The organism is Jongsikchunia kroppenstedtii DSM 45133 (assembly GCF_000380485.1).
Lineage (GTDB): Bacteria > Actinomycetota > Actinomycetes > Mycobacteriales > Mycobacteriaceae > Jongsikchunia > Jongsikchunia kroppenstedtii.
Map to the genome: position 1 here is coordinate 91,545 of NZ_AQYG01000046.1, position 12,859 is coordinate 104,403.

General features: G+C 66.6%; 12 protein-coding genes. 4 read left to right on the forward strand and 8 right to left on the reverse strand.

Annotated features, from left to right (window positions below; all coding sequences use genetic code 11):
* Positions 1-37: 37 nt before the first annotated feature.
* The 6 genes from G341_RS0110160 to G341_RS0110185 all read right to left on the reverse strand — a co-directional run bounded on the left by G341_RS0110160 (position 38) and on the right by G341_RS0110185 (position 7,929).
* Positions 38-1,792, reverse strand: a complete 1,755-nt coding sequence (locus G341_RS0110160; protein ID WP_026303494.1) for an N-acyl-D-amino-acid deacylase family protein — start codon at positions 1,790-1,792, stop codon at positions 38-40.
* Positions 1,793-1,809: 17 nt separating this feature from the next.
* Positions 1,810-2,616: an SDR family NAD(P)-dependent oxidoreductase gene (locus G341_RS0110165; protein ID WP_018179029.1), complete on the reverse strand. Its 807-nt coding sequence runs from the start codon at positions 2,614-2,616 to the stop codon at positions 1,810-1,812.
* Position 2,617: 1 nt separating this feature from the next.
* Positions 2,618-4,279 carry a steroid-24-oyl-CoA synthetase gene (gene casG, locus G341_RS0110170; RefSeq protein ID WP_018179030.1) on the reverse strand — a complete coding sequence of 554 codons (1,662 nt, stop codon included), beginning with the start codon at positions 4,277-4,279 and terminating at the stop codon, positions 2,618-2,620.
* Between the two features lie 61 nt (positions 4,280-4,340).
* Positions 4,341-5,381, reverse strand: coding sequence for an NAD(P)-dependent alcohol dehydrogenase (locus G341_RS0110175; RefSeq protein WP_026303495.1), 1,041 nt, complete (start codon positions 5,379-5,381; stop codon positions 4,341-4,343).
* 14 nt (positions 5,382-5,395) lie between these two features.
* Positions 5,396-6,547: a serine hydrolase domain-containing protein gene (locus G341_RS0110180; RefSeq protein ID WP_018179032.1), complete on the reverse strand. Its 1,152-nt coding sequence runs from the start codon at positions 6,545-6,547 to the stop codon at positions 5,396-5,398.
* Complete coding sequence (locus tag G341_RS0110185) at positions 6,547-7,929, reverse strand: flavin-containing monooxygenase (protein WP_018179033.1); 1,383 nt, start codon at positions 7,927-7,929, stop codon at positions 6,547-6,549. Before G341_RS0110185 ends, G341_RS0110180 begins: the two co-directional genes overlap by 1 nt.
* A 151-nt stretch (positions 7,930-8,080) precedes the next feature.
* Here G341_RS0110185 and G341_RS0110190 point away from each other — a divergent pair, with 151 nt between their 5' ends.
* Entirely contained in the window at positions 8,081-8,710 is a 630-nt protein-coding gene (locus tag G341_RS0110190) for a TetR/AcrR family transcriptional regulator (RefSeq protein WP_018179034.1), read from the forward strand.
* A gap of 122 nt (positions 8,711-8,832) precedes the next feature.
* Complete coding sequence (locus G341_RS0110195) at positions 8,833-9,276, forward strand: hypothetical protein (RefSeq protein WP_155826914.1); 444 nt, start codon at positions 8,833-8,835, stop codon at positions 9,274-9,276.
* An 82-nt stretch (positions 9,277-9,358) separates the two neighbouring features.
* Here the strand turns inward: G341_RS0110195 and nrdF are convergent, their stop codons facing one another.
* Both nrdF and G341_RS0110205 read right to left on the reverse strand, forming a co-directional pair.
* Positions 9,359-10,360 carry a class 1b ribonucleoside-diphosphate reductase subunit beta gene (gene nrdF / locus G341_RS0110200; RefSeq protein WP_018179036.1) on the reverse strand — a complete coding sequence of 334 codons (1,002 nt, stop codon included), beginning with the start codon at positions 10,358-10,360 and terminating at the stop codon, positions 9,359-9,361.
* Between the two features lie 148 nt (positions 10,361-10,508).
* Positions 10,509-11,417: an SDR family oxidoreductase gene (locus G341_RS0110205; protein ID WP_018179037.1), complete on the reverse strand. Its 909-nt coding sequence runs from the start codon at positions 11,415-11,417 to the stop codon at positions 10,509-10,511.
* A gap of 92 nt (positions 11,418-11,509) precedes the next feature.
* On the opposite strand from G341_RS0110205, the gene G341_RS0110210 reads away from it, so the two are divergent.
* A complete protein-coding gene (locus tag G341_RS0110210; RefSeq protein WP_026303496.1) occupies positions 11,510-12,085 on the forward strand; it encodes a TetR/AcrR family transcriptional regulator in 576 nt (191 codons plus the stop codon).
* A gap of 56 nt (positions 12,086-12,141) precedes the next feature.
* Positions 12,142-12,852: a CPBP family intramembrane glutamic endopeptidase gene (locus G341_RS0110215; RefSeq protein WP_043451179.1), complete on the forward strand. Its 711-nt coding sequence runs from the start codon at positions 12,142-12,144 to the stop codon at positions 12,850-12,852.
* Positions 12,853-12,859: the final 7 nt, after the last annotated feature.

Below are 12,859 nucleotides of genomic sequence, written 5' to 3' on the forward strand. Positions count from 1 at the left end.
ATGGAAACAATGCCCGCTGCAGGTCGTCCGAGGGGTGTCAGCTCCGCGCGCGCAGGAACTCCCCGGTGCGCCGGACGCCGTGATCGGCCGCGGCCTCGCCCCGCCCGAACACGTACCGGCCGTTGACCAGCACGGCCCGGACCGCGTCGTCGTTGCGGTTGACCATGCGAGACAGGTTGTCCCACTCGGTGATCGGCGATTCACTGTAGGAATCGAGCGTCGCATCGAGATGCTCCGGATCGATCACCACCACGTCGGCACGGTCGCCGACCCGCAGATGTCCGGCGTCGAGACCGTACCAGTCGGCCAGCTCTCCGGTCAGCCGATGCACGGCATGTTCGACCGTCATGAACGGCGTACCGGTCTGCTCGGCATCGTGCACGCGGCGCAGGAATCGCAGCCCGAAGTTGTAGAACGCCATGTTCCGCAGGTGCGCGCCGGCGTCGGAGAAGCCCAGCTGCACGCCGGGGTCGGCGGCGAACTTGTTGAGCACCTTCTCGCGGTGATTGGAGATCGTGGTGCGCCAGCGCACCTTGCTGCCATGCTCGACCACCAGGTCCAGGAAGGCGTCGACCGGATGCACGCCGCCCCGATCCACCCCGACCTGCCCGAAGGTCTTGCCGATGACCGACTCGTCCGGGCATTCCACGATCTCGGCGTCGAAGAAGTCGCGATGCCACACCCGCGGGCCGTACTTCTTGTCGTAATCCTTGCGGAACCAGCGCCGGTAGTCCTCGTCGGCGAGCAACGCCTGCCGCTCCTCGATCTGGTTCGACAGATGCAGAGCCGCTGCACCAGAACCGAATTCCTCGAACACGGGCAGATCGATACCGTCGGAGTAGACCTCGAACGGTACGGGAAGATGCTGCCAGCGGAAGTCGGCGCCGAGCTTGTTGAGCACCTTGGCGATCACCGGGAAGATCTGCGCGATCGCCGGGATTGCCTTGATATCGGCGGCCGAGAGCAGGCTGACCTTCAGCTTCGGCCGGCCGATGCCCAGGCTGCTGCAGGCCATCGACACCAGGCTCTGCGGCTTCGCCACATCCGGTCCGCCCTGCAGCGCGCGCTTGCGGCGGCGCAGAATCGCGTTGAGCCGACGCCGTTCGCTGCGCGTGGCGTAGGTGGACGGCAGGGTCCGCGAGCGGCAGACGTCGCCGTCGAGCTTGTCGAACAGCAGCTGCTGCGACGACATTCCGACGAAACCCTCGTCGAGCGCCTCGGTGAGCATCCGCTCCATCTCCGCGAGATCGCGCTCCGTCGGCGTGATGTCGTAGCGGGTGGCGCGTTCCAGCCCCATCTGGGCCACCCGTATGTCGGAATGCCCGATGAATGCGGCGACGTTGGGCCCCAACGGATATTCCTCCAGCGCCGACACGAATTCGGCTGCGCTGCCCCATCGCTTGTGTCGATCGAGCGTCCCGACGACATGCTGGCGCGGGATCGCCTCGACCCGGCCGAAAAGGTCGCCGGCCTCGCATGGGTCGACGTGCAGGGTCGACAGCGAGCACGATCCGAGCAGGATCGTGGTCACGCCATGCCGCACCGACTCGGTCAGCGCCGGATTGGCGAGCACCTCGATGTCGTAGTGGGTATGGATGTCGATGATGCCGGGGATCACCCACTGACCGTGCGCATCGATCACCTCGCCGGCGCGCTCGGCGGCCAGCGGAGCGGCGCTGACCTCGACCACCCGGCCGTCGCGAATACCGATGTCGCGCACCGCGGATTCGCGGCCCGTGCCGTCGAACCAGCGGCCGCCGGCGATGATCGTGTCGAGTGGCTCGGTATCCATGGTGACTCCCTCTCGTCTCATGACGCCCCCAGTGAGGTCAAGTTCGCATAGTTCGATATCTCCCAGCCGCCGTCGACCATCAGCGACGTGCCGGTGACATAACTCGCGTCGTCGCTGGCCAGATACAGGCACGGCGCGGCGATCTCGTCCGGCGCGGCCGCCCGGCCCATCGGAATGCGTTCCAAGAACATATTTTTGGCCGGTTCGAAGCCCATCACCGGCGCCACCAGCGGCGTATCCACCAGGCCCGGCAGCACGGCGTTGACCCGGACTCCGGCGGGCGCCAACTCCAGCGCCGCGTTCTTGCTGAACATCTCGACCCCGGCCTTGCCCGTGGAGTACGGGCTGCCGCCGACCATCGGAATGTGCGCGTTCAGCGATGCGACGTTCACGATCGCCCCGCCGCGACCCTGCGCGACCAGCTGCCGCGCCTCATGCTTGACGCACAGGAACACCGCCTTCTGCACCAGGTCGACCGTGAAATCCCAGTCGTCCGCGGCCAATTCGGTGATCGGACCGTAACGCGATGCCCCCGCGACGTTGAACGCCAGGTCGATTCCCGAGTACCGCTCGACGCCCGCGGCGATCGCCGACGACACCGCGTCCTCGTCGGTCACGTCGGCCGGCGCGGCGAGAAAGGCGTCGCCGAATTCGCCCGCCATCGCCACGAGGGCGTCCTCAGCGATATCGAGACCGACGACGGTCGCGCCCTCGGCAATCAGCCGCCGGGCGATCGCTGCGCCGATGCCCGACGCGGCGCCGGTGACGACAGCGGTCTTGTCCGCGAACCGTCGTGCGAATAAATCGCCTAGGTCATCGGACACGTCAGATCTCGACCTTGGTGCGGATGGTCTTGCCGGTTGCGTTGCGGGGCAACGGATCCGTGGTCACGCGCCAATGGGCAGGCACCTTGAAGTGGGCCAGTCGCTGCCCGACGAACTCGACCAGTTCCTGCTCGGTCACCTGCTGCCCCGATTCCACCACCACAACCGCGCCCACCGCGCTGCCGAGATCCTTGTCCGGCACGCCGATAACCGCGCATTCGGCGACGGCCGGATGCTCGTCGATCACCTGCTCGATCTCGACCGGGTAGACGTTCTCGCCGCCGCGCAGAATCAGATCCGAGCGCCGGCCGGTGAGGTAGAGCTGGCCGCCGCGGACGGTGCCGTAGTCCCCGGTCAGCAGCCAGCGGTCCGGGGCGAACGTATCCGCGGTGGCCGCCTCGTTGTTCCAGTACCCCAGCATCACGTTGGCGCTCTGCGTGCAGACCTGTCCCTCGACACCCTCCGGCACGGGATTGCCCTCCGGGTCGCGGATCTCCATCTTGACCCCCGGGATCGTGGAGCCCAGACTGCCGGGATTCGCCGCCAGCTCCATCGGGTTGGCCACGGTGATCGCTCCGGACGACTCGGTCATGCCGTAGCTGTCGACCAGCGACGATTCGGCGACCGGCAGCTTCTCGCGCAGCTTCTGCTGTACCGCCGTCGAGGTCGGCGCCGCCGAGAGCGCGAGTGCGGTCATCGACGACAGGTCGAAGCGTTCGATGTTCTCGACATCGATGATCCGCTGAGCCATCGTCGGCACGACGGCCCACGTCGTGACCTTTTCTTTCTCGATCAGCGCCAGCGCCCGCTCGGCATTGAACGAGCCCTGGTAGATGACCACCGCGCTGCCGGTCGCCAACCGCGGCACGATGAGGTTGTGCAGGCTCGCGACGTGAAACAGCGGGCCGGTCAGCAGATACCGCCGATCCGACGGAATCGCGGCGTCCGGGTCCTGGCCGGAGAACGCGGCCAGCAAGGCATCGGAGAACCGGTGGTAGTTGATGACCGCGATCAGGTTGCGGTGGCTGTGGACAACGCCTTTCGGGCGCCCGCTGGTGCCGCTGGTGTAGAGGATCACCGCCGGGTCGTCCTCGTCGACATCGGCGAGTTCCAGTGGTGCACCGGCGAATTCGTTGATGAGTGCCGGGATGCCCTCCTCCATGGAGAGGACCGGAACGTCGGCCCCGAGTTCGGTGAGCTGGGCCACCCGCTTGGCGTCGGCGATGATCACCTTCGGGCCCGCATTCTCGATCCCGTAGGCCAGCTCCGGCCCCACCCACCAGGCGTTGTAGCCGACCACGATGGCACCCAGCGTCTGCGCCGCCCAGAAGGACTCGATCCACTCGACGGTGTTCGCGCCGGCGATCCCGACCCGATCGCCCTTCTCGATGCCGTACCGATCCTTCAGCGCCTTCGCGAGAGCAGCCACGGCCGCCAGGTGCTCGGTGTACGAGAGCCGCGCCGAATCGGTGACGAGATAGTCGCGGTCACCGAACTGCGCCGAATCGGCCAGCACCGCGCCGAGTGATCGCTCGCGGTGGATCGCCACCGGCAGACGGACGCCGAGCACCTCTTCCTCCTGCATCTCGAACCGGGTGCCGGGACCGGTCAGGCGGGCATTCACCGCGGCGATCATCTGCTGTACGTCGTTGGACTGTGTCATTGGTGTCTCCTCATGTCTGGAACTGCCGGTAGGTGCGCAATCGAGTCGGTCTGCTGGCCGGCTATGGAACGAGGACGGCGCGGCCGCGAATTTTGCCAGCTTCCAGGTGGTCCAGGGCTGCCCTTGCCTCACGGAGTGGGAACTCTTCTGTGGCGACCGTCACTTTTCCGGCCTTTGCGAGCTCGATCACGTCGATCAGGTCGGACCGGGTGCCGCCGTACGACTTGCGCACCGAGGCGCCCCACGGCCAGCCCGGCCCCCCGGCCGGCTCGGCCGTCACCCCCGGTGTGCCGCCGCCGAGCCCGATCATCCGGTAGGCCCCGTTGGGTGCGACGGCCGCCACGGACATCTGCGCCGTCGCGTCCACGCCGACGAAATCCAGCACGACGTCGGCGCCGCGGCCGCCGGTCATCGCCAGGATCTCGGCGGCGGTATCCGGGCCGGACTCCAGCGCGGCGTCGGCACCGCAGTCGGCCGCCAGTTGCAGCTGGCCGGCGCCGACGTCGACCGCGACGACCCGAACCGGGCTGATCGCCTTGAGGATCTGCACCGCGACGTGGCCCAGTCCCCCGACCCCGATCACCACCACCGTGCCGCCCGGCCGAAGATGTTCTCGCACACCGGCGATCGCGTGCATGCTGGTGAGTCCCGCGTCCGCGATCGGCGCGGCCTGCGTGACATCCAGATCACCGATCGGCACGAATGCGCGCGCCGGCACGACGACGTAGTCGGCCATCCCGCCGTCGGGCCCCAGCCCCGGGCACGGCGGCATCGCCGTCCGGCCCGCAGCCTCGCAGACATTCTCGTTGCCGCTCACACACTCCCGGCACACCCCACACGACCAGCACAGGTACACCACCCCTCGATCGCCATCGGCGATTCCGGCGACCTGTGAACCGACTGCCGCGACCGTGCCCGCGATCTCGTGCCCGAGCGTGAGCGGCTCCTCTCGCATCTTCACCGGGAAATGCAGTAGATGCAGATCCGAATGACAGATTCCGGCCGCACCCACTTTGATCAGCACCTCGGTCGGGCCGACCGACGGGATCGGGACCTGCCGGATCTCGACCACGCCGGGGTCGGTCAGCTGCAGCGCGCGCATGGTGTCCACGGCGTTCACCGCTCGCCGAAGGTGGCGGCGAGATACGCGGTCGCCCGGTCCGAACCGATGAGGCCGGGCGCCATGCGGTTCATCGCATAGGCGAACGTGAGATCCCGGTCGAGGTCGTTCACGACGAACGATCCGCCGATGCCGGCCCACCAGCAGATGCGCCGGTCCGGGAGCATCGGAACGGTATCCGCATGCGGCAGCCCGTACCCGGTGCCGAACTTGAGCGGGGTGAGAATCGCGAGGTCGACGCCGTCGGACTGGACCGCGAATATCTCGTCGATCGTCCGGTTGGAGAGCCACTGCCTGCCGTCGCGCCGACCACCGCCGGCCACGATCGACTGAATGCGCGCGATCGATCGGGCGTTGCCGTGACCGTTCGCGGCACCGATCTCCGCCTGGCGCCAGGCCGTGTCGGAGGTGCGCGCGTAGTCGAGGATCGGACTGGTCACGCTCTTGACCAGAATGCTGTCCTCCCCCATCAGCGACCAGTCGATGTCGAGAGCAGGCGGCGGCACCAGCGGCGCGATCCGGCCGAACTCGCTCGCCGGGGTGCCGATATGGAAATCGGCGTCCAGCGGCCCGGCGATCTCCTCGGCGAAGAACGTCCCGAGCGAGCGGCCGTCGACCCGGCGGATCAGCTCGCCGATCAGGTGCCCGTAGTTCAGCACGTAGTAGCCGGACGCGGTGCCCGGCTCCCACCAGGGCTCCTGCGCCGCCAACCGCGCCGCCGCCGCGGGACCGTCGTAGATGTCCTCGAGTTCGATCGGCTTCTCCCAACCGGACACGCCGGAGGTATGCGACAGCAATTGCCGAGGGGTGATGTGCTCCTTGCCATTACGGCCGAACTCCGGCCAATACGTGGCGACCGGCGCGTCCAAGTCGATCTGTCCGCGATCGACCAGCAGCAGCGCGGAGAGGGCGGTCATCGTCTTGGTGATGGAGAAGACGTTGACGATGGTGTCTCGCTGCCACGGAGCGGTACGGGCTTCGTCGACATGGCCGCCCCACAGATCGACCACCAATTCGCCGCCCTGAACCACCGCGATCGACGCGCCCAGTTCTTCCCCGGCCGCCAGCTGCTCGTCGAAAGCGGTTCGCAGCGATGCGAATTCGTCGCCGCAACTGCCCTGCACAGCGTTCTGTTCGATACTGGTCATCAGACGGCCGCCGCCTGCTCGGCGTTCGCGCGCGCCGGTACCGGGACCGAAAAGCCCTGGGCCGCAGCCCTCTTGCGACCCCGCTCGATCTCCTTGCCGATATCGCGGACATAGGGGTCGAACTCGACCTGGATGGTGTGCCGCGGCGAGTCGTAGTAGCGCCCCAGGTACTTCTGCTCCTCCGCAGAGATCGTGTCACTCATCTCCGACGGCGTCGGCAGCCGGTACTGGCCGGTCAGGTACGCGGCGAGCAGCTTGCTCTGCTGCTCGGCGAAGTTCACCAGCGTCGGCATCGGCTGCGCCAGCCCCATGTACACCAGGTTGTCGATGCCCGGCTGGAACATTCGCTTGTAGAGGGGCAGTCGATTCTTCTCGTCGGGCACCAACGCCGGCTCGTCGAAGAACGGGAAGCTGATGTGATAGCCGGTGGCACAGACGATCACATCCGCCTCGATCTCGGTGCCGTCGACGAATCGCACCGTGTGCCCGTCGAGTTCGGCGATCGCCGGCTTGAAGTCGATGTCGCCGGAGCCGGCCCGGCCGAGGAACTCCCCGCTGGCCGACGGATGCGCCTCGAACGGCTGGTGATCGGGTTCGGGCAGCCCGTAGTTCGACATGTCGCCGAGGTTCTTGCGGACGAATCGTCGGGTCAGCGCGAGCGACAGCTTGCGCGGGATCCAATGCGGGACAACAGTCTTGTCGCCCGCCATGCCGTTGACATACTTCGGCAGCACCCAGACGCCGCGGCGCGCCGACACGGTCAGCCGCTCGGCGAGGAAGCGCTGCGACAGCTCGGATGCGATATCCAGACCCGAGTTCCCCATTCCGACCACGATGACCCGCTTGCCGCGCATGTCGATCGGATCGAACGGGTCGTTGTACGCGTGGCTGTGGATCAGCTGGCCGGCGAACCGACCCGGATAGTCGGGCGTGCGCGGGTCCCAGTGGTGGCCGTTGCAGACGGCGACCACGTCGTACCGCCGGGTCTCACCGGTCGACAGCGTGACGGTCCAGGTGCCGTCGGGCCGCCGCTCGGCGCGCTCGACCTTGGTGTTGAATTCGATGTCGTCGCGCAGCCCGAAATGGTCGACGTAGTCGATGAAGTACTGGTGCAGCTGCGAGTGATGCGGGAAGTCCGGCCAGTCCGCGGGCACCGGGAAGTCTTCGAATGCCAAGCGCCACTTGGATGTATCGATGTGCAGGCTCTGGTAACAGGCCGACATGCCGTTCGGGTTGCGGTAGTACCAGTTGCCACCGACCTCGTCGGACGCCTCGAAGCAGTCGAACGGGATGCCGTGCTGCTTCAGCCGCTTCGCGGTCGTGATTCCCGACGGCCCGGCGCCGATCACGCAGACGGTCGGCAGGGTGGTGCTGGCGCTCATTGCACTCTTTTCTTCGATTCAGACTTCTTCGGTCCGGGTGACTCAGGTCATACTTGCAATTCACTGACACTGTGTCAAGTGAATGGACGTATAGTTCATTGAGTGGCGCGGCGGCGCGCGCCCGCGACCGACCACGTGAGAAGGTGGAATCGTGACGAGACCAACCCCGTCCGCGCGGCGCCGCGGGGCGCTCCGGGAAGAGCAGAAACGAGCAACGCGCAGCAGGCTGATCGAGGCCGCGCGCATACAGTTCGCCACCCGCGGGTACGCGGCCGTCACCATCGACGACATCGCATCGGATGTGGGCTGCAGCCGCGCGACCTTCTACCTGCACTTCCCCGGCAAAGTCGACATCCTGCGGGCGGTCAGCGAGAACGACGTCCAGAGCGCCGTCGAGTTCTACGCGACCCTCGACGCCGTGCTGGCGACCGGATCACGAGATGCCTTCGCCCGCTGGCTGACCGATGCCACGGCATGGTTCGACACCCACAAGGACATGCTCGCCGCCTGGAATCAGGCGACCGCGCTCGAACCCGAATTCACCGCCACCGCGCGCGAAGGGCTGCACGCGCTGCCCGAAGCGATGCCGCGTTATCTGGCGCGCTGGCCCGAGGATCAGCGCGAAGAGGCCCGGCTACGCATCGAGCTTCTCGTCGCGCAGCTGGAACGATTCTTCGCCCGCTGGGCCCTGTACGGCACGATCGAGGTGCCGCGGGAGACGGCGGTCGAGGTGCTCACCGACATCTGGTTCCCGGCCCTCGCCGCCCCCGATGTCTCGTAAGCATCGCTACATGTCGCGGACGGCAACAGTTGGTGAACAACCACTGAACCACTGATGAAACCGCTTGTGGGGCACCGGATCACCGGTTTGCAGATCAGTGACGGTTCTCTATGGTGATCCCCGTGAACACCATTGCACGTACTGCAACCACCATCGCCGCCGCGGCCGGCCTGGCCGGTGCCGGCCTCGCCGCCGGCGCCGCGGTCGCCACCGCCGCTCCCGGGCCGGCGCCCACGCTGATGTCGTTCGGCAACACCGTGTGGGTGTACGGGCTGGGCGGCTGCCAGGGCTCGGTCAAGACCCAGATCCTCACCGACCCCGCCAAGAAGGGCCAGGCGACCATCGTCGTCACCCCGCAGGGCGCGAACTCGCCGGGCTGCCAGGCCGACCTCACCACATCCTGGATGGTTCCCCGCCAACCGTTCACCGGCCAGCAGACCAACCGGGTCGCCGTCACCGGCTCCAAGCCGACGCAGTTCACCATCAACCCCGGCTCGGGTTACGCGGTGATCGGCTTCGCCACCGGCGGTCAGACCCCGGTGCAGTCGTACATCAGCGTGCCCTGATCTGCTCCAACCACAAGCACAGCGGCGCAGGATGATTCCTGCGCTGCTGTGCTTTTCGGTTGGCGTGCTTCGGTCTGCCGGGTTAGAAGTCCCAGTCCTCGTCTTCGGTGTTGACGGCCTTGCCGATCACGTAGCTCGAGCCGGAACCCGAGAAGAAGTCGTGGTTCTCGTCCGCGTTCGGCGACAGCGCCGACAGGATCGCCGGGTTCACATCCGTCTCGTCGCGCGGGAACATCGCCTCGTAACCGAGGTTGTTCAGGGCCTTATTCGCGTTGTAGCGCAAGAACTTCTTGACGTCCTCGGACAGGCCGACCTCGTCGTAGAGCGACTCGGTGTAGTCGGTCTCGTTGTCATAGAGGTCGAACAGCAACTCGAAGGTGTAGTCCTTGAGTTCCTGCCGGCGCTCGGGGGTCTGCACCTCCAGGCCGCGCTGGTACTTGTAGCCGATGTAGTAGCCGTGGACGGCCTCGTCGCGAATGATCAGGCGGATCAGGTCTGCGGTGTTGGTGAGCTTGGCGCGCGACGACCAGTACATCGGCAGGTAGAAGCCGCTGTAGAAGAGGAAGGACTCGAGCAGCGTCGAGGCGACCTTGCGCTTGAGCGGGTCGTCGCCCCGGTAGTAGTCCATGACGATCCGCGCCTTGCGCTGCAGATTCTCGTTCTCCTCCGACCAGCGGAAGGCCTCGTCGATCTCCTTGGTGGAACACAGCGTCGAGAAGATCGAGCTGTAGCTCTTCGCGTGCACCGACTCCATGAATGCGATGTTGGTGTACACCGCCTCCTCGTGCGGGGTCACCGCATCCGGGATCAGCGACACCGCGCCGACCGTGCCCTGGATGGTGTCCAACAGCGTCAAACCGGTGAAAACCCGCATGGTGAGCTGCTTCTCGTGGTCGGTGAGGGTGTTCCACGAGGGGATGTCGTTGGACACCGGCACCTTCTCCGGCAGCCAGAAGTTGCCGGTGAGCCGGTCCCAGACCTCAGCATCCTTGTCATCCGGAACGCGGTTCCAGTTGATCGCCGATACCCGGCTGACGAGCTTGATCGGCGAACCATCAGCAGGGCTGTGAGAGGTGGTCGACATCGGGTTCCTCACGGATCTATCGGGGTCGGTTAGATAGTGACCAATCTAGGCGTTCGCCGCCCCCGATTGGGGATCGACACTCCTCAATTTTCTCCCGTCGACCACAAGATGTGGTGGATGTGACGCAAGTCGATCCCCAGATCATGGATCAGAGGGCGGCGGCGAAGTAGTGACCTGCCGCGATGTCATCAAGCAGCCCCGCACCGGTCGGTCGCCACCCGAGCCGCTGTTGCGTCAACTCACTGGAGGTGGGGTTGTCGAACCCGGCGAAGTCCTTGAGGAAGCCGAGGTATTTCTCGGCCTCGTCGGGTCCGACGCTGATCGCCGACACCCCGAGCCCCTTCCCGATCGCCTCAGCGATATCGCGGAACGCGATGCCACTCTCCGCGACACCGTGCAGGCGGCTGCCGCCGGGCGCCGACTCCACCGCAAGCCGATACAACCGGGCGGCGTCCAACGTGTGCACCGCCGGCCACCGGTTGGCGCCGTCACCGATGTACGCCGAATGCCCGTGCTGCCGGGCGAACTCGATCAGTGTCGGCACGAACCCGTGGTGATCGAGATCGCTGTGCACGGTCGGCGCCAGGCGAACCACCGATGACCGCACGCCGCTGTCGGCGAGACCGATCACGAAATTCTCGGCATCCACACGAGGACCGGCCGGCAGCTCGACGTCCTCCGTCGCCGGGTCCAACCCGGTGCCCGCCAGCGCCAGCGATCCTGACGTGCCGACGAACGGCTTGTCGGAGTTCCGGAGTCCGTCGGCGAGCGCCGTGATGGCGCGCATGTCCGCGTCGATCGCGCCCAGGTACTCACCCGTTCGCATCAGCTCGTGCTTGAACGCCAGATGAATAACGCCATCGGACGCCACCGCCTGCTCCCGCAGGAGATCGGTGTCGTCCAAGTCGCCCTGCACGACCTCCACCCCCTTGTCCGCCAACGCCTTCGCCGATGATTCCGAGCGCGCCAGACCGATGACGCCGTGCCCCGCGGCAAGCAATTCGTCGGTCACGGCCGCACCGATGTGCCCGGACGCGCCGGTGATGAAGATCTTCATGGTGATGTCTTTCTGGTCGAGTGATGTCAGAACCTGACATCACTCACCATACGCCTGATGTCACAAACTGTCATCACCTCTATGATCACTTCATGGCCCGCTGGGAACCCGATGCACATGGCCGCATGACCGCGGCGGCGATCACGCTGTTCACCGAGCACGGGTACGACAACGTGACGGTCGCGCAGATCGCCGCGGAGGTCGGCGTCACCGAACGGACTTTCTTCCGGCACTTCACGGACAAGCGCGAGGTGCTCTTCGACAGGTCGAACACCATGCAGAACCGGGTGGTCGGGCTGATCGAATCGGCAGCGCCCGGCGACCCGTGGACGATCACCATCGATGCGTTTCGCGAGATGTCCGATGACCTGTTCAACGGACTGCACGCGCGTTCGCGGCAACGACAGCGCATCATCGAATCGTCGGGCGAACTCCAGGAGCGCGAGCTCCTCAAGATGGCCGCGTTGACCACCGCGATCACCCAAGCCCATCTCGAACGTGGTTGCGATGCAAAGACTTCCGATCTCGTCGCGCGGGTCGCCGCCTCCGTGTTCAGCGCCGGCTTCCGGCGCTGGGTCCACGGATCAGGAAGACTGTCGGACTCCATCGCCGAGGTCGACGTCGAGCTGCGCGCCCTGATCGCGCGCCCCGGAAGCACGGCGGGCTAGCTGCGAGGCCGTACATTCGGCCGGAACAGCCACCACTGGGAATACACTTCACTGCCATGCCCAACGCGCCGGGGAGTCGATACATCTACGCGCTCGTCGGGCTCCTTGTCGTGATGTTCCTCGGCGAGATGACGATGCATTTCACCCACAACACGTGGACGCGCTGGATCGTCACCCTCATCGCGCTCGCCGCCACCGCGCTGGCGTTCGCGGCCGGCATGCGGCCGCGGGACCTGGGCCTGTCGCGCGGCGCGGCCGCGGTCGGCGCCCGATACGCGGTGGTGATCATCGTGGTCGTCATCGCCGCGATCGCGGTCGGCCTGCTGATCCCGCCGATCCGCGTCCTCTTCCGCAACGACGCGTACAAGCACCTGGACTCCGCTCTGCTGTCAGCGTTCGTCCTGATCCCGCTGCAGACCGTGATTCCCGAGGAACTCCTGTTCCGCGGCATCATCACCGGAACCCTGCTGCGCCGGCACTCCGCCCGATTCGCGATCGGCGTCCAGGCGGTGCTGTTCGGGCTGTGGCACGTGGTCTCGTCGACCGGGCTGTCGTCGGGCAACGCAGGAATCGGCTCGGTGGTCGGCGGCGGGACGGCCGGCATGCTGCTCGGCATCCTCGGCGCGGTCGCATTCACCGGCGCGGCCGGAGTGGTGCTCGGCTGGGTGCGCTGGCGCACGGACAGCCTGCTGCCGAGTATTGCGCTGCACTGGGCGGCCAACGGGGCGGGTGCCGTCGCCGCGGCGCTGGCCTGGCAGCTCAGCTGACCGACTA

Coding starts and splice junctions, on each gene's coding strand:
- G341_RS0110180 (WP_018179032.1), bottom strand. CDS start 6,547: ATGACCAGTATCGAACAGAACGCTGTGCAGGGCAGTTGCGGCGACGAA.
- G341_RS0110205 (WP_018179037.1), bottom strand. CDS start 11,417: ATGAAGATCTTCATCACCGGCGCGTCCGGGCACATCGGTGCGGCCGTG.
- G341_RS0110210 (WP_026303496.1), top strand. CDS start 11,510: ATGGCCCGCTGGGAACCCGATGCACATGGCCGCATGACCGCGGCGGCG.
- casG (WP_018179030.1), bottom strand. CDS start 4,279: ATGACACAGTCCAACGACGTACAGCAGATGATCGCCGCGGTGAATGCC.
- G341_RS0110175 (WP_026303495.1), bottom strand. CDS start 5,381: ATGCGCGCGCTGCAGCTGACCGACCCCGGCGTGGTCGAGATCCGGCAG.
- G341_RS0110185 (WP_018179033.1), bottom strand. CDS start 7,929: ATGAGCGCCAGCACCACCCTGCCGACCGTCTGCGTGATCGGCGCCGGG.
- G341_RS0110215 (WP_043451179.1), top strand. CDS start 12,142: ATGCCCAACGCGCCGGGGAGTCGATACATCTACGCGCTCGTCGGGCTC.
- G341_RS0110160 (WP_026303494.1), bottom strand. CDS start 1,792: ATGGATACCGAGCCACTCGACACGATCATCGCCGGCGGCCGCTGGTTC.
- nrdF (WP_018179036.1), bottom strand. CDS start 10,360: ATGTCGACCACCTCTCACAGCCCTGCTGATGGTTCGCCGATCAAGCTC.